This is a genomic window from Streptomyces sp. NPDC006197, from assembly GCF_040613865.1.
Taxonomy (GTDB): domain Bacteria; phylum Actinomycetota; class Actinomycetes; order Streptomycetales; family Streptomycetaceae; genus Streptomyces.
This window is the reverse complement of the sequence record NZ_JBEXSZ010000005.1, coordinates 34365-53460: the sequence shown is the minus strand read 5'-3', so window position 1 is coordinate 53460 and position 19096 is coordinate 34365. Positions and strand designations below refer to the sequence as shown.

The window sequence follows — 19096 nt, the reverse complement described above, 5'->3', positions numbered from 1 at the left end:
ATGCGTGTGGACACACGACCGATCGGATTCCGGCGCCACCTGCGGGCCGAGATCGTCCCGGGCGAGGCCGTCTACCTCGTCTCGCCCCGGGGGACGACCGCCCTCTCCGGCAACGCCATCCAGAAGGTGGCCCCGCTGCTCGACGGGTCGCTGACCCTGCCCGAGCTGCGCGAGGCCACGGAGTTCCCCGCGGAGCAGCTGGACGGCATGCTCGACCGGCTCACCGCCGCGGGTCTGGTCGGTTTCCACACGGGCCCCCAGGACGCCGCCGCCGGCGCGTACTGGGATCTGGCGGGGGTCGGCGGTCCGGCGGACGCCGAGGTGTCCGTCGTGGCGCTCGGCGGTGCCGACGCGGCGGCGGCCGAGCGTGCCTGCCGCGCGGCGGGGCTGACCTGTGGCCCGGACGCGCCCTTCACCCTGGTCGTGTGCGACGACTATCTGGATCCGGCGCTGGCCGAGTTCAACGCGGCGCGGCTCGCGGACGGCAGGCCCTGGCTGCCGGCGAAGCCGTACGGGGCACAGCTCTGGGTCGGTCCGGTGTTCCGGCCGGGTACGGCGGGCGCCTGCTGGTCCTGTCTGGCGGTACGGCTCCGCTCCCACCGGCGCGGTGAGTCGCACGTGCGGCGTGCGCTGGGGCTCGCGGGCCCGGTGCGGGTGCCGGAGGCCTCGCTGGCGGCCACGCGGGAACTGGGGTTGCAGACGGCGGCCCTGGAGGCGGCGAAGTGGCTGGCGGGGCTGCGCGAGGAGCGCCAGGGCATGTTGTGGACGCTGGACACGCTGACGCTCGCGGCCGGTCACCATCCGGTGGCGGCGCGGCCACAGTGCCCGGACTGCGGGGACACGGGGATGGTCGCGGAGCGGACGCGACGGCCGGTGGTGCCGGTGTCCCGGCCGAAGGGCGCGGCCGGGGGGAGCGGTCACCGGGCGCTCTCGGCGGAGCAGATGTGGGAGCGGTTCGGGCGGCTGGCCGATCCGGTCACCGGGATCACGGAGCGGGTCGTGCGGGACCCGCAGGCCCCTTCGTTCCTGCACTGCTACCGGTCAGGGCCGAATCTGGCGCTGCCGGAGGGCGACCTGTCCGCGCTCCGCGCGGGGCTGCGGATGCAGAGCGGCGGCAAGGGGCGGACGGACGTGGAGGCGCGGGTCAGCGCGCTGTGCGAGGCGGTCGAGCGGTACAGCGCGACGCGCTTCGGCGACGAGGAGACCGTGCGCGGGAGCTATCGCGAGCTGGCGGGCCGGGCCGTGCACCCGGGTGACTGCATGCTGTTCGACGAGCGGCAGTACGCGGACCGCGAGCGGTGGAACGCCTCGGGCATCCCCTTCGAGTACGTGCCGGAGCGGTTCGACGAGGAAGCGGAGATCGAGTGGACGCCGGTGTGGTCGCTCACCGGTGAGGAGCAGCGGCTGCTGCCCTCGGCGCAGGTGTACTTCGGCGGTCCCTCGGTGGCCTCGGTCGTGGCCGACTCGAACGGCAACGCCGCGGGCGGCTCCGTGGAGGACGCGATCCTCCAGGGCTTCCTGGAGCTGGTGGAGCGCGACGCGGTGGCGCTGTGGTGGTACAACCGCACCCGGCACGCCGCGGTGGACCTGACGGCGTTCGGCGATCCGTGGGTGGCGGCGCTGCCCGAGCGCTTCCGGGAGCTGGGCCGTTCGATCTGGGTCCTGGACCTCACGGCCGACCTGGGGATCCCGGTGATGGCCGCGGTGTCGCGCCGGACCGAGGGGCCGGCGGAGGACATCATGCTGGGCTTCGGGGCGCACCTCGATCCGGCGGTCGCGCTGAGCCGGGCGGTCACGGAGCTGGGACAGATGCTGCCCTCGCTGCCGTCGGGGACGCGGGGGTACGCGCCGGGTCTTCCGGCCCATCTGCTCGACTGGCTGCGCGGGGCGACGGTCGCGGACCAGCCGTACCTGCTGCCCGATCCGGAGCTGCCGACGCGGACGCCGGAATCGTACGGGTACGTGCCGCGCTCCGATCTCCGGGACGATCTGGAGCATCTGGTCGGTCTGGCCCGGAGCCACGGTCTCGAGGTGCTGGTCCTGGACCAGACGCGGCCCGATCTGGAGCTGCCGGTGGTGAAGGTGGTCGTGCCGGGGCTGCGGCACTTCTGGGCGAGGTTCGCGCCGGGGCGGCTGTTCGACGTGCCGGTGCGGCTCGGGAGGCTTTCCGCGCCGACGCGTTACGAGGATCTGAACCCGATACCACTCTTTCTTTAACTTCCCCATGAATCAGTTCAATTGACGATTGTTCCTGGCCAACGCGTCTAAAAATTGGGGGTTGCGCCCACGACAACGTGATGCCTCGCCTGTAAGATCATCCGCGGTATTTCGGGGGGATGCCCAGGCGCTCGCCTGTGCTTCTCAGTCACCGCAGGTATGGCTAGGAGGCACACGCCCATGCTCGACACATCCCGGGACGAAAGACGGGACGACGAGTCCGACCCCCAGGCCCCGCGCATGGCCCTGCTCATCACCCTGGGCGTGCTCGGCGGTCACACCCTCGTGACCGTCCTGAACGTCCTCGGGGAGGAGCCCGGAGCCGCGCGGCTCGCACTGCTCGCGGTCAGTCTGGCGGCGCTGCTCCCGCTGCAGTTCGCCTGTTCCACCCGGCGCCCGCACACCTGGCCCGTACGCGTCCGCGCCCTCACGCTCTCCGCGCAGGCCGTGGTCACCTACCTGCCGCTCGTCTGGCTCGGCATGCCCTGGGGCGCGATGACCGGGCTGCTCGGCGGATCGGTTCTCCTCGTCGTGTCCGGCCGGCTCCGCTGGCCGCTCTTCGCGCTCGTCACCGGCGTCATCGTGCCGATCGTCGTCACGATCGCGGGGGCGGGCGTCGCGCTCTACAGCCTCGGCGTCACGCTCCTCTTCAGCCTCATCATCTACGGGGTCAGCTCGCTCTCCGGCCTGGTCGCCGAACTCCGCGAGACCCGGCGCGAACTCGCCGGGATGGCCGTCGTCCAGGAACGGCTCCGGGTCGCGGGCGACCTCCACGACCTTCTCGGCTACAGCCTCTCGGCGATCGCCCTGAAGAGCGAACTCGGCCACCGGCTGATCCCGTCGGCGCCCGACCGCGCCCGCTCCGAGGTCGCCGGGGTGCTCGGCATCGCCGGTGAGGCCCTGGCCGACGTGACCCTGGTCGCGACCGGCTACCGCGACATGTCGCTCGCCGCCGAGGCCGAGTCCGCCCGCTCCGTCCTCGCCGACGCCGGAATCGAGACCGTCACCGAGCTGGACTGCGGCCCGCTGCCGAAGGAGCTGGACACCGTCCTCGCCATCGTGCTGCGCGAGGCCGTCACCAACGCGCTCCGGCACAGCAAGGCCGAGCACTGCGCGATCACCGCCGTCCGCGAGGGCGGGACGGTGACGCTGCGGATCCGCAACGACGGCGCGGGGGAGACCGGCCGGGACACCATCGGCGGGGGCGGCAGCGGCCTCGGCAACCTGAAGACCCGGGTGAACGGCGTCGGCGGCGACCTCACCGGACGGCCCACGGACGACGGCTGGTTCGAGGTCCTCGCCCACGTGCCGGTGGAGCCGGCGAAGGGCCCTGAGGCCGACACGGAAACCGACGGGGCCGCCGCCGTGGACCGTACGGACGGGGCCGGCGCCGAGGAGCACGAGCCCGCCGCCCTGCACTGGGCGATCCGGATGGCCCGCGGCATGCTCATCGCCGTCCTCGTCGGCTACACCGTCATCGTCGTCATCAACGCCGCCGGCGGCGCGGGATCCGGCCTCGAACTGCTCGGCTTCCTCGGCTGCTTCGCCGTCGTCGTCGCGCTCCAGCTCCTCCACTCGCTACGCCGCCCGCGCACCTGGCCGGCCCGCACCCGCGCGCTCACCCTCGCACTCCAGGCCATCGCCACGTACGCGCCGCTCCTTTGGCTCGGCGCCCCCTGGGGCTCGATGGCCGGATTCTTCGCCGGCTCGCTCCTCATCACCACCGTCGGCACCCTGCGGCTCTGGCTGTACGGAGCGGCCATCGGCGTCGTCGCGCCCCTGGCGGCCGCGGCCGGAACTCCGCTGTACGACGTCGTCTACCTTACGGATTCCTCGCTCGTCGCGGGACTCGTCGTCTACGGATTCACGGCGCTGTACCGACTGGTGATCGCCCTCCACGAGGCCCGTGGCGCGCTCGCTCGGCTGGCCGTCGACCGGGAGCGGCTGCTCGTGGAACGCGAGCTCCACGAGGTGCTCGGATCCAGCCTCTCCACGATCACCATGAAATGCGCGCTCGTCCACCGGCTGCTGCCTGACGCCCCGGAGCCCGCCCGGGACGAGCTGACCACCGTGCTCGACCTCTCCCGCCGGGCCCTCGCGGACGTACGGCTCGTGGCGCGCGGATACCGTGCCCTGCCCGGCGCGGGGGAGACGCCTGAACATCGGCGGCCTCATGATGTGGACCTCGATACTTTCCTGACGGAGGACCGGCCCTTCACACTGCAGCAGGAGGACGCCGCGATCTGATAATTCATGGGCATTCGGGACCGTGAATGCCCTTTCTCATCGGCAGAAGTCAAAGGGGGACAAGTGGGGGATCGGCTGCTCAGAATTCTCCTGGCCGAGGACATGCACATGGTGCGGGGAGCGCTGGTCGCGCTGCTCCAACTGGAACCGGACCTGGAAGTCGTCGGCGTGGTGGACAGAGGGGACCTGATCGTCCCCACCGCCCTGTCCTGTCGGCCCGACGTGGCGATCATGGACGTCGACCTGCCCGGGATGGACGGCCTCACCGCGGCCGAGGCGTTGCACGACAAGTTGCCGGAGTGCCGCACGCTGATCATGACCGGGCTCGGACGCCCCGGTCTGCTGCGTCGCGCGATGTCCGCGAAGGTGTCGGGGTTCCTGCTGAAGGACTCCCCGGCCGAAGGACTCGCGCAGGCGGTCCGGGAGGTCGCGGCAGGCCGGCGCGTGATCAACCCGCAGTTAGTGATGAGCGCTTGGGACATCGGTGAGAACCCGCTGTCCAAACGCGAGACCGAGGTGCTGCGCATGGCCGCGCAGGGCGACGAGCCACGGGAGATCGCAGCGAAGCTGCACCTGTCCCTCGGCACGGTGCGCAACTACCTGACGACCACGGTGATGAAGCTCAACGCGCGTAACCGGATCGATGCCGTCCGGATCGCCACCGAGGCCGGCTGGCTCTCCTGACCAGCGCGGGAGCACCCGCGACCGGTCCTCGACCGGCCGTCCACCGGCGCGCTCCAGGATGCCGACATTCGACGAGGTGAGAGCACCTCCGTGCGGCATGAGGAGTGCGTGATGCGCAAGGTCGTTTCCCGGGACGGCACGACGATCGCCTACGAGAAGTCGGGTGACGGCCCGCCGATCGTGCTGCTGAACGGCTCGTTCCGTGATCACACGATCTTCGACGCCCTCGTCCCCGAGCTGGCGCCGCACTGCACCACGTACGTGTACGACCGCCGCGGGCGCGGCGAGAGCGGCGACGCGCCCGAGTACGCCGTCGAGCGCGAGGTCGAGGACCTCGCCGCGGTGATCGAGGCCGCCGGTGGCGAGGCCGTGGTGTTCGCCGGTTCCTCGGGCGCCAATCTGGCGCTCGAGGCGGCGTTCGCCGGCCTGCCGATCACCAAGCTGGCGCTGCACGAGCCGTTCTACCGGGTCGACGGCTTCCCGAAGCCCCCGTGGAACGTGGCGAAGACGACGCGCGTGCTGCTCTCGGAGGACCGGCGCCACGAGGCCGTCGAGTACTTCCTCGGCTCTTTCCTGGGCCTCACGCCCGACAACGTCGCCGAGTGGCGCCGCGGCCCGATCTGGGCGATGAACGAGACGAACGCCCACACCCTCCTGTACGACATCGCCGTCTGCGGCGACTACGAGGTGCCGGTCGAGCGGCTTGCCGCGTACAGGACGGAGACCCTGGTCCTCAACAGCAGCGGGACCAGTGAGTGGCTGCGTGCCGCCGCGCGGGCCACCGCCGACGCCCTCCCGAACGGGCGCGGCCTCGAACTGCCGGGCTCCTGGCACCGGATCGACATGGACGTCCTCGGCCGCACCCTCGCCGAGTTCGTCACCGCCTGAGCGGACCGACACCACCGAAGTCGACTCACGTGCAGGAGAGCATCACCGTGACCACTGCTCCCACCCTCGCCGCCGTGGGCGCCCCGGCCCCCGGGGTCACCGCGGCGGCCCTCCCCCGGCCGCGCGGCGCCACCGTGTGGCTGACCGGGCTGCCCAGCGCGGGAAAGACCACCCTCGCCCGTGCCCTCGCCGAGCGGCTGCGCGCCGAGGGGCGCCCGGTCGAGGTGCTCGACGGTGACGAGGTCCGCGCCCATCTGTCGGCGGGGCTCGGGTTCAGCCGGGAGGACCGGCACACCAACGTGACCCGGATCGGCTTCGTGGCGGAGCGGCTCGCCGCGCACGGCGTCACCGTCCTCGCGCCGGTCATCGCCCCGTACGCCGCCTCCCGGGCCGCCGTGCGGGAGCGCCACGCCGGGCGCGACACGGCGTTCCTCGAGATCCATGTGGACACGCCCGTCGAGGTCTGCTCGGCGCGCGACGTGAAGGGTCTGTACGCGCGGCAGACCGCCGGGGAGATCACCGGTCTGACCGGTGTGGACGACCCGTACGAGATCCCGGCCGACCCCGAGCTGCGCATCAGGACCCAGGGCCGGTCCGTGGCCGGGTGTGTGGCCGAGCTGCACGCCTTCCTGACCGAGAGGGGCCTCCTGTGAGCATGCCGACCGCGACCCGCGGCCCGATCGACGCCCCGGAGAACCCTTACGCGCTGTCGCACCTGGACGCCCTGGAAGCGGAGTCCGTCCACATCTTCCGCGAGGTGGCGGGCGAGTTCGAGCGGCCGGTGATCCTCTTCTCCGGCGGCAAGGACTCCATCGTCATGCTGCACCTGGCGCTGAAGGCCTTCGCCCCCGCGCCGATCCCCTTCACGCTCCTGCACGTCGACACCGGGCACAACTTCCCCGAGGTCATCGCCTACCGCGACCGGGTCGTCGCCCGGCACGGGCTGCGGCTGCACGTGGCCTCCGTGCAGGAGTACATCGACGCCGGCAAGCTCCGCGAGCGCCCCGACGGCACCCGCAACCCGCTGCAGACCGTCCCGCTGACCGAGGCGATCCAGCAGCACCGCTTCGACGCCGTCTTCGGCGGTGGCCGCCGCGACGAGGAGAAGGCCCGCGCCAAGGAGCGCGTCTTCTCGCTGCGCGACGAGTTCTCCCAGTGGGACCCGCGCCGCCAGCGCCCCGAACTGTGGGCCCTCTACAACGGCCGGCACGCCCCCGGCGAGCACGTCCGCGTCTTCCCGCTCTCCAACTGGACCGAGCTGGACGTCTGGCAGTACATCCAGCGCGAGAAGATCGAGCTCCCCGAGATCTACTACGCCCACGAACGCGAGGTGTTCGCCCGCGACGGCATGTGGCTGACCGCCGGCGAGTGGGGCGGCCCGAAGGAGTCCGAGACCGTGGAGAAGCGGCTCGTCCGCTACCGCACCGTCGGTGACATGTCCTGCACCGGCGCCGTCGACTCCGCCGCCGCCGTCGACGCGGACGTCATCGCCGAGATCGCCGCCTCCCGGCTCACCGAGCGCGGGGCCACCCGCGCCGACGACAAGCTGTCCGAGGCCGCCATGGAAGACCGCAAGCGCGAGGGGTACTTCTAGCCATGACCACCGCACAGGAAGCCACCGCCACGCGGCACGACGCGGCACCCGAGCACACGGCATCCGAGCTGGGCCCCGCCGCCTCGCTGCTGCGCCTGGCCACCGCGGGCTCCGTCGACGACGGCAAGTCCACCCTGGTCGGCCGGCTCCTCCACGACTCCAAGTCGGTCCTCGCCGACCAGCTGGAAGCCGTCGAGCACGCCTCCCGCAACCGCGGCCAGGACACCCCGGACCTCGCCCTCCTCACGGACGGGCTGCGCGCCGAGCGCGAGCAGGGCATCACCATCGACGTCGCGTACCGCTACTTCGCCACGCCCCGCCGCCGGTTCATCCTCGCCGACACCCCGGGCCATGTGCAGTACACGCGGAACATGGTCACCGGCGCCTCGACGGCCGATCTCGCGGTCGTCCTCGTCGACGCCCGCAACGGCGTCGTCGAGCAGACCCGCCGGCACGCCGCCGTCGCCGCCCTGCTCCGGGTCCCGCACGTGGTCCTGGCCGTGAACAAGATGGACCTGGTCGGCTACGCGGAGTCCGTCTTCGCCGCCATCGCCGAGGAGTTCACGTCGTACGCCACCGAGCTCGGCGTCCGGGACGTCGTGGCGATCCCGCTCTCCGCGCTCGCCGGGGACAACGTCGTCGAGCCCTCCGCGCACATGGACTGGTACGGCGGCCCGACGCTGCTCGAACACCTGGAGACCGTCCCGGTCGGCAGCGACCCGAGCGGCGAGCCGGCCCGCTTCCCCGTCCAGTACGTGATCCGGCCGCAGACCGCCGAGCACCCCGACTACCGCGGCTACGCAGGCCAGTTGGCCTCCGGCGTGCTGGCCGTCGGGGACCCGGTGACCGTGCTGCCCTCCGGCCGCACCACCACCGTCGCCGGGATCGACGCCTTCGGAAAGCCGGTCGACCTCGCCTGGGCCCCGCAGTCGGTCACCGTACGGCTCGTCGACGACATCGACGTCTCGCGCGGCGACCTGATCGCCGCCGCCGGTCTGGCGCCCGTTCCGACGCGGGACGTGGAGGCCGGCCTCTGCCACCTCGACGAGCGTGCGCTGCGCGTCGGCGCCAAGGTACTGCTCAAGCACACCACCCGGACCGTGCGCGCCGTGGTCCGGGAGCTGACGTACCGGATCGACATCGGCACGCTCGAACAGCGGTCCGGTGACCATGAGTTGCACGTCAACGACATCGGTCGGGTGGTGCTGCGCACGGCGGAGCCGCTGGCACTGGACACGTACGCCGACAACCGCGGGACCGGGTCCTTCCTGCTGATCGACCCCGCCGACGGTACGACGCTCGCGGCCGGCATGGCGGGCGAGCCCTTCGGGTCCGCGCGCACCGGGTCCGCCCGCACCGCCGGGTCGGCGGCGGACGACGGGGCCTGGGTCTGATGGCGCCGCACCCGGAGCCGGGGACCCCGCGCCGCGCGCCCGGCGGGTCGACCCGGCGGGCGGCCCTGCGGGGCGGGGCGGCGCTGACCGCCACCGGGCTCCTCGCCTCCTGCGGCTACGGCTCCCGGGCCGCCGACCGGGCCGGTGCCGACCCGGTGGCCGTCACCGCGGGTACGACCTCCCGGCTCTCCGCCGACACCGTACGCGTCGGCCACTTCGCGAACCTGACGCACGGCACCGCGCTCGTCGGGCTGCGCCGGGGCCTGTTCCAGAAGGAGCTGGGTGACACCCGGCTCAGGACGCAGGTCTTCAACGCCGGTCCCACCGCCATCGAGGCCCTCAACGCCGGGGCTCTCGACCTCGCCTGGATCGGCCCCTCCCCCGCGATCAACAGCTGGGTGCGGTCGGGCGGTACGTCTCTGCGGATCGTCGCCGGTGCGGCCTCCGGCGGCGTCCGGCTCGTGGTGAACCCGGCGCGGATCAGGACCGCCGCCGACCTCCGGGGCACCCGGATCGCGTCCCCGCAGCTCGGCAACACCCAGGACGTCGCCCTCCTCACTTATCTCGCGGAGCAGGGGTACGAGGTGGACCCCGCCACCGGCGCCGGCGAGGTCTCCGTCGTCCGCACCGACAACAAGACCCTCCTGGGCGCCTACCGTTCGGGCTCCGTCGACGGTGCCTGGGTGCCCGAGCCGGCCGCCGCCCAGCTGGTCGCGCTCGGCGCGAAGGTCCTCCTCGACGAGCGGTCCCGCTGGCCCGGCGGCGCGTTCGTCATCACCCACCTCGTCGTCGCACAGCCCTTCCTGGCCGCGCACCCGGATGTCGTCGAGGCCGTGCTGCGCGGCTCGGTGGCCACCAACGCGGCCATCGCCGCGGCTCCGGAGCGGGCGCGGGCCGACGCCGCCGCGTACGCCGAACGGCTCACCGGCGGCCGGCTCGAACCCGCCGTCCTCGACCGGGCCTGGCGCGGCATCGTCTTCCTCGACGACCCGCTGGCCGCCACTCTGCGCACCCAGGCCGACCACGCGGTCGCCGCGGGCCTCCTGAAGGAGGCCGACCTCAGCGGTATCTACGACCTGCGCCCGCTGAACCGGGTACTCGCGGCGGCCGGGCGGCCCCCCGTGCCGGACGCCGGACTCGGCGTCGCCGCCTGACGCCGTACGGCCGCCCCGCCGACGCCGTACCCCGAACGCCGCGCGGCCGCACTCCGTCCGTCCTCCCCGACCACTCCCTCAGGAGGTGCCCGTGACCACGGCACTGACCCCCCAGAAGGACACCCGCCGTGTCGGGGCCGCCGCCCCGGCGCCGCCCCCCGCCGTGCGGCTCGCGCGGGTCTCCAAGTCCTTCGGGCGCCCCGGCGCGGACGCGCCCGTGCTCGACGGCATCGACCTGGACGTCGCCCCGGGCGAGTTCGTCACGCTGCTCGGCGCCTCGGGCTGCGGCAAGTCCACGCTGCTGAACCTGGTGGCGGGGCTCGACACGCCCGACTCCGGGACCATCGAGGTGCCCGGGCCCCGGCCGGCCCTGATGTTCCAGGACCACGCGCTGTTCCCGTGGCTGACCGCCGGCGGCAACGTCGAGCTGGCGCTGCGTCTGGCCGGGGTCCCGCGCGAGCGGCGCCGGGCCGAGGCCGAGCGGCTCCTCGGCCTCGTCCGGCTCGGCGGCGCCCACGGCAAGCGGGTGCACGAGCTCTCCGGCGGCATGCGCCAGCGCGTCGCCCTGGCCCGCGCCCTCGCCCAGGGCGCGCGCGTGCTCCTGATGGACGAGCCGTTCGCGGCGCTGGATGCCATCACCCGGGACGTCCTGCACGACGAGCTGACCCGGATCTGGGCCGAGCGCGGGCTCACCGTCCTGTTCGTCACGCACAACGTGAGCGAGGCCGTCCGGCTCGGCGGGCGCGTCGTGCTCCTGTCGTCGCGGCCCGGCCGGATCGCCCGTGAGTGGAACGTCGACCTGCCGCAGCCGCGCCGCGCCGAGTCCGCCGGGGTCGCGGCGCTGTCCTCCGAGATCACCGAGCACCTGCGTGGGGAGATCCGCCGCCATGTCGTCCAGCATTGACCTCCGCCCGCGCACCGACGAGTCCGCCGGGGTCGGGGCCGGGCTCGACGCGTTGGAGACCGTGCCCACGGAGCGCGCCCCGCTCGGCCGGGTGCTGCGGCAGAAGGCGCTGCCGCCGCTCCTCGGCGTCGCCCTGGTGCTCGGCGCCTGGCAGCTCGCCCACAGCCTGCACCTGACGACCCCCGACAAGCTGCCGCCCCCGGCCGACGTGTGGGTCGCGCTCACCGACCTCTGGTACGAGGGCACGCTGTTCTCGATCATCTGGACCAGCCTGTGGCGCGGACTCTCGGGCTTCCTGCTCGCCGTCGCGATCGGCACCCCGATCGGTCTGCTCGTCGCCCGGGTCCGTCCCGTACGGGCCGCCGTCGGCCCCGTCCTCGCCGGGCTCCAGTCGCTGCCGTCGGTCGCCTGGGTGCCGGCCGCCGTGATCTGGCTCGGCATCGACGACTCGGCGATGTACGCGGTGATCCTGCTCGGCGCGGTGCCGTCGATCGCCAACGGGCTGATCTCCGGGATCGACCAGGTCCCGCCGCTCTTCCTGCAGGCCGGCCGGACGCTCGGCGCGACCGGGCCGCGCGGCGTCCGGCACGTCCTGCTGCCGGCCGCCCTGCCCGGCTATCTGGCCGGGCTCAAGCAGGGCTGGGCGTTCTCCTGGCGCTCCCTGATGGCCGCCGAGCTGATCGCCTCCTCGCCCGAACTCGGGCTCGGCCTCGGGCGCTATCTGGAGAACCAGCGGGAGTTCTCCGACATGGCCGGCGTGCTCCTCGGGATCATCCTGATACTCGTCGTCGGTGTCGCCGTCGACCTCCTGTGCTTCGCCCCGCTGGAGCGCCGGGTGCTGCGGTCCCGGGGGCTGCTCGTCGCCTCGCGCTGACCGCGCCAGCGCCCACCCCAGGGGCGGTTCCCGGCACCACCGGGAACCGCCCCTTTGCCGTGCCCCCGAATCCCGTCGGGTACCGAACGCTCCAGCGGAGTTCGACAGGTCCCCGACCCCGGCTCGAGAGAGGTCGCCCAAGGTGGGCACCGGGTGGTTCCCGGCGAATGGAGATTGACATGGGCTCAAGGCTCAGGTCCGCCATGCAATCCATGTGGAAGGACTTCGGCAAGGGCCTGATGTGGATGGGTTTTGCGTGGACCGGAATGTATCCGCCTCTGGAATGGCAGGGCCTCTGGCCCCCACCTCACTCCGCCGACCAGCCCTGTCTGCCGCCGTTGTCGGAAGAGGAGCTCGCCACATGGTCGGCACTGGTCAAGCAACTGAGATAGAGGCGCAGCACACCCCCGAGGAGGCGGTCGAATGCACAGCAATCTGATAGTGGCCCGAATGGACTCCCGCTCGAGTGACGAGGTGGCGCGGCTCTTCGGCGCTTTCGACGAGACCGACATGCCGAACCGCATGGGGACGCGGCGACGTCAGCTCTTCATGTTCAACGGTCTGTACTTCCATCTCCAGGACTTCGACGGCGAGAACGGCGGAGAGCTGATCGAGGAGGCGAAGACCGACCCGCGGTTCGTCCGGATCAGCCAGGACCTGAAGCCCTTCATCGAGGCCTACGACCCGGCGACCTGGCGCTCCCCCGCGGACGCGATGGCGAAGCGTTTCTACCACTGGGAGTCTCAGTGACCGGCAGGCGTGTGGTCATCACCGGGGTCGGCGTGGCCGCCCCGGGCGGAATCGGGACCAAGAACTTCTGGAGCCTGCTGAGCGAGGGCCGAACGGCGACGCGGGGGATCACCCTCTTCGATCCCGCGCCGTTCCGCTCCCGTGTCGCGGCCGAGATCGACTTCGACCCGGAGGAGCACGGGCTCGGCCCGCAAGAGATCCGGCGCACCGACAGGGCGGCGCAGTTCGCGCTGGTCACGGCGCGCGAGGCGATGGCGGACAGCGGGCTCGACGTGGGCGCGCACGCGCCGCACCGGATCGGTGTGGCGGTCGGCAGCGCCGTCGGCGCGACGATGGGGCTCGACGAGGAGTACCGGGTCGTCAGCGACGGCGGCCGGCTGGACCTGGTCGACCACGAGTACGCCGTCCCGCACCTCTACAACTACTTCGTGCCCAGCTCGTTCGCGGCCGAGGTGGCCTGGGCGGTCGGCGCCGAGGGGCCCTCGACGGTGGTCTCCACCGGCTGTACGTCAGGCATCGACTCGGTCGGCTACGCGGCCGAGCTGATCCGCGACGGCTCCGCCGACGTGATGATCACCGGCGCCTCGGACGCGCCGATCTCGCCGATCTCGGTGGCATGCTTCGACGCGATCAAGGCCACGACCTCGCGCAACGACGACGCCGAGCACGCCTCCCGGCCCTTCGACCTGACCCGCAACGGATTCGTCCTCGGCGAGGGCGCGGCGATGTTCGTCCTGGAGGAGCTGGAGTCGGCCCGCCGGCGCGGCGCCCACATCTACGCCGAGATCGCCGGCTACGCCAGCCGCTGCAACGCCTTCCACATGACCGGGCTGCGCCCCGACGGCCGGGAGATGGCCGAGGCCATCTCCTCCGCGCTGAACGAGGCGAGGCTCGCCCCGGAGGCCGTGGACTACGTCAACGCCCACGGCTCGGGCACGAAGCAGAACGACCGGCACGAGACCAGCGCCTTCAAGCGCAGCCTCGGCGAGCACGCCTACCGGACCCCCGTGAGCTCGATCAAGTCGATGGTCGGCCACTCGCTCGGCGCGATCGGCTCGATCGAGATCGCCGCCTCCGTCCTGGCCATGGAGAACAACGTGGTGCCCCCTACTGCGAACCTGCACACGCCCGACCCCGAGTGCGATCTCGACTACGTGCCGCTGACCGCGCGCGACTGGCGCACCGACACGGTGCTGACGGTCGGCAGCGGATTCGGCGGTTTCCAGAGCGCGATGGTTCTCGCCCGACCGGACAGGACGACGGCATGAGCTCCACCAAGGTCGTGGTGACCGGCATCGGTGTCGTGTCGCCCAACGGTTTCGGCCTGACGGAGTACTGGGAAGCGACGCGCGCGTCGAAGAGCGGCATCGGCCGCATCGAGCGCTTCGATCCGGAGCAGTACCCCTCGAAGCTCGCCGGCCAGATCGACGGCTTCGTCGTCAAGGAGCACCTGCCGAGCCGGCTCGTGCCGCAGACGGACCGTATGACGCAGCTCGCGCTCGTCGGCGCCGAGCACGCCCTGGCGGACGCCGGGGTGAGCGTGGAGGAGGCCGACGAGTACGGCATGGGCGTGATGACCGCCAGCTCCTCGGGCGGCTTCGAGTTCGGTCAGGACCAGCTGCAGAACCTGTGGAGCAAGGGCAGCCAGTACGTCTCCGCGTACCAGTCCTTCGCCTGGTTCTACGCGGTGAACACCGGCCAGATCTCCATCCGGCACGGGCTGCGCGGCCCCAGCGGTGTGGTCGTCAGCGACCAGGCCGGCGGTCTGGACGCGCTGGCGCACGCGCGCCGTCTGGTCCGCAAGGGCAGCGATCTGATCCTGTCGGGCGGCGTCGACGCGGCGATCTGCCCGTGGGGCTGGGTGGCCCAGCTGACCACCGGGAAGATGAGCACGGAGGAGCGGCCCGACCGCGCCTATCTGCCCTTCGACGCGGACGCCTCCGGGTACGTGCCCGGCGAGGGCGGCGCGCTGCTGATCCTGGAGGACGCCGAGGCGGCCCGCCGGCGCGGGGTGACCGAGGTGTACGGGGAGATCTGCGGCTACGGCTCGACCTTCGACCCGGCTCCGGACAGCGGCCGTGAGCCGACGCTGCGGAAGGCGATCGAGATCGCGCTCGCGGACGCGGGCCTGGAGGCCGGCGACATCGACGTGGTCTTCGCGGACGCGTCCGGTGTGCCGGAGCTCGACCGGATCGAGGCGACGGCGCTCACCGAGGTCTTCGGGCCGCGGGGGGTTCCCGTCACCGCGCCGAAGACGATGACGGGTCGGCTGGGTTCGGGCGCGGCGCCGCTGGACGTCGCGACCGCGCTGCTCGCCATGCGCGACGGGGTGATCCCGCCGACGGCGAACGTCACGCTCTCGCCCGACTACGACCTCGACCTGGTCACCGTGCTCCGGGACACCCCGGTGTCCACGGCGCTCGTCCTCGCCCGTGGCCACGGCGGCTTCAACTCCGCCGTCGTCCTGCGCTCCGTCGACTGGAACTGACCGAAGAGAAGGAGACCAGGGTGGGCACCACCGGGTCGGCAAGCGTTCGTCCCCCCGTACAGAAGCGTCGCATCGTCAGGCTGTTCCGCCCCTACCGGAGGAGTCTGCTGTTCGTGGCGCTCCTGGTCGCGGGCTCGTCCCTGGTCTCCCTCGTGAACCCGTTCCTGATCCGGGAGATCATGGACACGGCGCTGCCGCAGGGGCGGACGGGGCTGCTGTCGGCCCTCGCGCTCGGCATGATCGTGGTGTCGGTCGCGACGAGTTCGTTCAACGTGTGGCAGACCCATGCATCGGCGAAGGTCGGCCAGTCGGTCATGCACGACCTGCGGACGGCCGTCTACTCGCACCTCCAGCGGATGTCGCTGGCGTTCTTCACCCGGACGCGGACGGGCGAGGTGCAGTCGCGCATCGCCCACGACATCGGCGGGATGCAGGTCACGGTGACGACGACCGCGACCGCGCTGGTGGCGGACCTGACGATCGTCGTCGCGACGACGTCCGCGATGCTGCTGATCGACTGGCGGCTGACGCTGGCCTCGCTGCTGATGCTGCCGGGGTTCGTGTGGGTGAGCCGGCGCGTCGGGGACGAGCGCCGGGTCATCACCCGGGACCGGCAGAAGCAGTTCGCCGAGCTGTCGGCGAACGTGCAGGAGTCGCTGTCGGTCAGTGGGATCATGCTGGGCCACACGATGGGCCGGGCGCGTTCGCTCACGGACACGTTCGCGGAGCAGTCGCGCAAGCTGACCGCGATCGAGGTGCGGGCGAGCACGTCGGGGCTCTGGTACCAGTCGACGATCTGGGTCGTCATGGCGTCGATGCCGGCGGTCATCTACTGGGTGGCGGGGCTGACGGCGGGCGGCGGGCACATGGCCGTCTCGATCGGCTCGCTCGTCGCCTTCACCACGCTCCAGCAGGCCCTGTTCCGTCCGGCGCAGCGGCTCCTGACGATCGGGATCGAGATCCAGAGCTCGCTGGAGCTGTTCGCCCGCATCTTCGAGTACCTGGACCTGCCGGTGGACGTCGTCGAGCCGGAGCACCCGGTGGAGCCGGGGGAGGTGCGCGGTGAGGTGTGTCTGCGCGGGGTGGGCTTCGCATACGCGGGGGCGGAGCGGCCCACGCTGGACCAGGTGGACGTGACGGTGCCGGCCGGGCGAAGTCTGGCGATCGTCGGGGAGACCGGTTCGGGCAAGACGACGCTGAGCTATCTGATCCCGCGCCTGTACGACCCGACGTCGGGTGTCGTGACGATCGACGGGATCGACGTGCGGGATCTGTCCTTCGAGACGCTGGCGGCGACGGTGGGCGTGGTCTCCCAGGAGACGTACCTGTTCCATGCCACGGTCGCCGAGAACCTGCGCTTCGCGAAGCCGGACGCGACCGACGAGGAGCTGGTGGCGGCGGCGCGGATCGCGCACATCCACGACTATCTGATGTCGCTGCCCGACGGGTACGGCACGGTGGTCGGCGAGCGCGGCTACCGGTTCTCGGGCGGGGAGAAGCAGCGGCTCGCGATCGCCCGCGCGATCCTGCGGGACCCGCCGGTCCTGGTCCTCGACGAGGCCACGAGCGCGCTGGACACGCGGACGGAGAGGGCCGTGCAGGCGGCCATCGACGCGGCGAGCGCGGGCCGGACGACGATCACGGTGGCCCACCGGCTCTCGACGGTCCGGAACGCGGACGAGATCGTGGTCCTGGAGCGGGGCCGGGTCGCGGAGCGGGGCACGCACGAGGAGCTGCTTGCCCTGGGCGGGCACTATGCGACGCTCGTGAAACGGGACTCGCAGGAGCCGGCCGTCGCCGCTGCCTGATCCGCTCCCCCGTTCCCCACTCCCGTACGACGGTACCGCCGGCGCTCCCGCCGGCGGTACCGTCGCTTCCGTTTCGGTGGAGCGGAAGTCAGGCCTCCCTCGATCGGGGGTCCCTACCGTCGGCCGAATGGAACCTACATATGACAGCAATTCGGATGTGAAGTGGTTCGACCGCCGCGACCTTCTCCGCGCCGGTACGGTCACCGGCATCGGGCTCGCCGCCGCGGCCTTCCCGCTCCTCAGCAGATCGCCCGCCTCGGCCGCCCCGCCCGCGCCCGGCGGCCCCGAGCCCTCGGCGCCCGAGCTGAAACTCACCAAGTTCAAGGACCCGCTGCGGATACCGCCCGTGCTCCGGCCCCGCGACCGGGGCGACCACGACGAGCTGACCGTGCGCCTGGTCACCGCCGACGTCACGCTGCACTCGGAGCTGCCGCCGGTGCCGATGTGGACGTACGAGGGTGTCTACCCGGGTCCGACGATCGCCGCGACCGCCGGCCGGCCGCTCCGGATCACCTGGGAGAACCGGCTGACCGGGAACATCCCCGTCAAGGCCGTCGACTTCGGCCAGCCCCAGGGCCCCTCCCCCGACCCGCTCTCCAACTACCCCGGCACAGACGGCTGCCAGGAGGTCGCGGGCGTCGCCGATCTGCCGCCCTGGGTCGCGGTGCACCTCCACGGCATGCTCACCGGCGGCGGTAACGACGGCTGGATGGAGAACCTGATCGGCCCCGGGGACGTCCAGCTCAGCGCGTACCCGAACAACCAGGCCGCGACGACGCTCTGGTACCACGACCACGCCCACCACGTGAGCCGCTTCAACGTCTACGCCGGGCTCGTCGGCCTCTTCACCTCGCGCACCGAGGAGGAGCCGGCGCTCGGCCTGCCCGAGGGCCGGCAGGACGTGCCGCTCGTCCTCAGCGACCGGAACTTCGACACGGACGCCTCCGGCGCGCTGGTCGGCCGCTCGGTGCACAAGGTGGGGATGGTCGGCGCGCAGCGGCTGATGCGCGCGCACGCCGCCCCGTACACCCTGGTCAACGGGGTGGTCTGGCCGTATCTGGAGGTGAAGCCGCGCTGGTACCGCTTCCGGATCGTCAACGCTGCGAACTCCCGCATGTACCGGCTGATGCTGCTCGCGGACGGGGTACCCGTGCCGGGCGCGCTGCGGGTGATCGGCACCGACCAGGGGCTCCTCGACCGGCCGGCCCCGGTCGACGGCGCGCTGAACCTCTCCCCCGGCGAACGGGCCGAGGTCCTGGTCGACTTCACCGCCTTCCGCGGCCGGACACTGAAGCTGGTCAACACCCTCCAGGGGATCACGCCCGGCGCCTCGGACCGGAACAACGACCTCCTCGAACCCGACGTGATGCAGTTCCGCGTCGCCGACGGCCGGCCGGACACCGCCTACGCCCCGCCGGCCCTCCTCTCGACCACCTTCAAGCGGGTCGGGCACGCGGACCTGCCGCACGAGCACGCGCCCCGCTGGGTCCTCATCGTCGGGCCCGGCTCCTCGAACGTGCCCGAGATGTGGGAGTGCGAGGAGGTCGACCCGGCCGGCCTCACCTTCCCGACGACCGGCATCGTGCAGGTCCAGGACGCCCAGGGGAAGCTGCGGACACTGCGCAGGACGGCGTACGCGTACGACGAGGGGCGCGCGTTCACCATCGCGCACGGCAGCACGGAGATCTGGAACTACCTCAACCTCACCGGCGCCCCGCACCCCATGCACATGCATCTGGGCCACTTCCAGGTGCTCTCGCGCGAGCACTACGACCCGACCGGCTTCGACCGGGCGACCCGGGGCACGAGCCGTCCGGTGACCTTCAAGGCGACGGCCACGCTCGACGCGCACGAGACGGGCGAGAAGGACGTCATCCGGGTGGGGACCGCCGGGCAGATCGTCCCCGGACCCAACGGCACCCCGGGCGAACTGGTCAGCGTCGCCGTCCGGTTCCCGGTCGTCGGCCGGGGCGTCCACCACTGCCACATGTTGGAGCACGAGCAGCACATGATGCGCCCGCTGGTGGTGAGCCCGGCCGCGCATCTGCACGCCGGCGGCCACCACTGACCGGGCGGCGGAAACACGAAGTGCCC

Annotated in this window: 15 protein-coding genes; all 15 read left to right on the top strand. The window is 72.2% G+C overall.

Translation table 11 applies throughout. From position 1 onward, the window contains the following. Nucleotides 1–2217 (top strand): TOMM precursor leader peptide-binding protein, encoded by a 2217-nt coding sequence (locus tag ABZ318_RS02540; RefSeq protein WP_356900649.1) that lies wholly within the window; start codon nt 1–3, stop codon nt 2215–2217. A gap of 180 nt (nt 2218–2397) precedes the next feature. Continuing rightward, on the top strand, nt 2398–4464 hold the full coding sequence (locus tag ABZ318_RS02535) for a histidine kinase (RefSeq protein WP_356900648.1): 2067 nt from the start codon (nt 2398–2400) through the stop codon (nt 4462–4464). 75 nt (nt 4465–4539) lie between these two features. Next, on the top strand, nt 4540–5148 hold the full coding sequence (locus ABZ318_RS02530) for a response regulator transcription factor (protein ID WP_356900711.1): 609 nt from the start codon (nt 4540–4542) through the stop codon (nt 5146–5148). Nucleotides 5149–5259: 111 nt separating this feature from the next. Next, a complete protein-coding gene (locus tag ABZ318_RS02525; RefSeq protein WP_356900647.1) occupies nt 5260–6036 on the top strand; it encodes an alpha/beta hydrolase in 777 nt (258 codons plus the stop codon). 74 nt (nt 6037–6110) lie between these two features. After that, nucleotides 6111–6689, top strand: a complete 579-nt coding sequence (gene cysC / locus ABZ318_RS02520; protein WP_356900710.1) for an adenylyl-sulfate kinase — start codon at nt 6111–6113, stop codon at nt 6687–6689. 2 nt (nt 6690–6691) lie between these two features. Further along, the gene (gene cysD / locus ABZ318_RS02515) at nt 6692–7630 is read left to right on the top strand and encodes a sulfate adenylyltransferase subunit CysD (RefSeq protein ID WP_356900709.1); all 939 of its coding nucleotides are present in this window, start codon (nt 6692–6694) and stop codon (nt 7628–7630) included. A gap of 2 nt (nt 7631–7632) precedes the next feature. Then, nucleotides 7633–9024, top strand: a complete 1392-nt coding sequence (locus tag ABZ318_RS02510; protein ID WP_356900646.1) for a GTP-binding protein — start codon at nt 7633–7635, stop codon at nt 9022–9024. Beyond that, nucleotides 9024–10178: an ABC transporter substrate-binding protein gene (locus ABZ318_RS02505; protein WP_356900645.1), complete on the top strand. Its 1155-nt coding sequence runs from the start codon at nt 9024–9026 to the stop codon at nt 10176–10178. Before ABZ318_RS02510 ends, ABZ318_RS02505 begins: the two co-directional genes overlap by 1 nt. A 103-nt stretch (nt 10179–10281) precedes the next feature. Beyond that, entirely contained in the window at nt 10282–11082 is an 801-nt protein-coding gene (locus ABZ318_RS02500) for an ABC transporter ATP-binding protein (RefSeq protein ID WP_356900708.1), read from the top strand. Then, entirely contained in the window at nt 11066–11956 is an 891-nt protein-coding gene (locus tag ABZ318_RS02495; RefSeq protein ID WP_356900644.1) for an ABC transporter permease, read from the top strand. The genes ABZ318_RS02500 and ABZ318_RS02495 overlap by 17 nt, the downstream gene beginning before the upstream one ends. 423 nt (nt 11957–12379) lie before the next feature. Continuing rightward, a complete protein-coding gene (locus ABZ318_RS02490) occupies nt 12380–12706 on the top strand; it encodes a TcmI family type II polyketide cyclase (RefSeq protein ID WP_356900643.1) in 327 nt (108 codons plus the stop codon). Beyond that, the gene (locus ABZ318_RS02485; RefSeq protein WP_356900642.1) at nt 12703–13974 is read left to right on the top strand and encodes a beta-ketoacyl-[acyl-carrier-protein] synthase family protein; all 1272 of its coding nucleotides are present in this window, start codon (nt 12703–12705) and stop codon (nt 13972–13974) included. Before ABZ318_RS02490 ends, ABZ318_RS02485 begins: the two co-directional genes overlap by 4 nt. After that, complete coding sequence (locus tag ABZ318_RS02480) at nt 13971–15194, top strand: ketosynthase chain-length factor (protein WP_356900641.1); 1224 nt, start codon at nt 13971–13973, stop codon at nt 15192–15194. The genes ABZ318_RS02485 and ABZ318_RS02480 overlap by 4 nt, the downstream gene beginning before the upstream one ends. A gap of 20 nt (nt 15195–15214) precedes the next feature. Beyond that, complete coding sequence (locus ABZ318_RS02475; RefSeq protein WP_356900639.1) at nt 15215–17002, top strand: ABC transporter ATP-binding protein; 1788 nt, start codon at nt 15215–15217, stop codon at nt 17000–17002. Nucleotides 17003–17129: 127 nt separating this feature from the next. Next, a complete protein-coding gene (locus ABZ318_RS02470) occupies nt 17130–19070 on the top strand; it encodes a multicopper oxidase domain-containing protein (protein ID WP_356900638.1) in 1941 nt (646 codons plus the stop codon). The last annotated feature ends 26 nt before the right edge of the window (nt 19071–19096 follow it).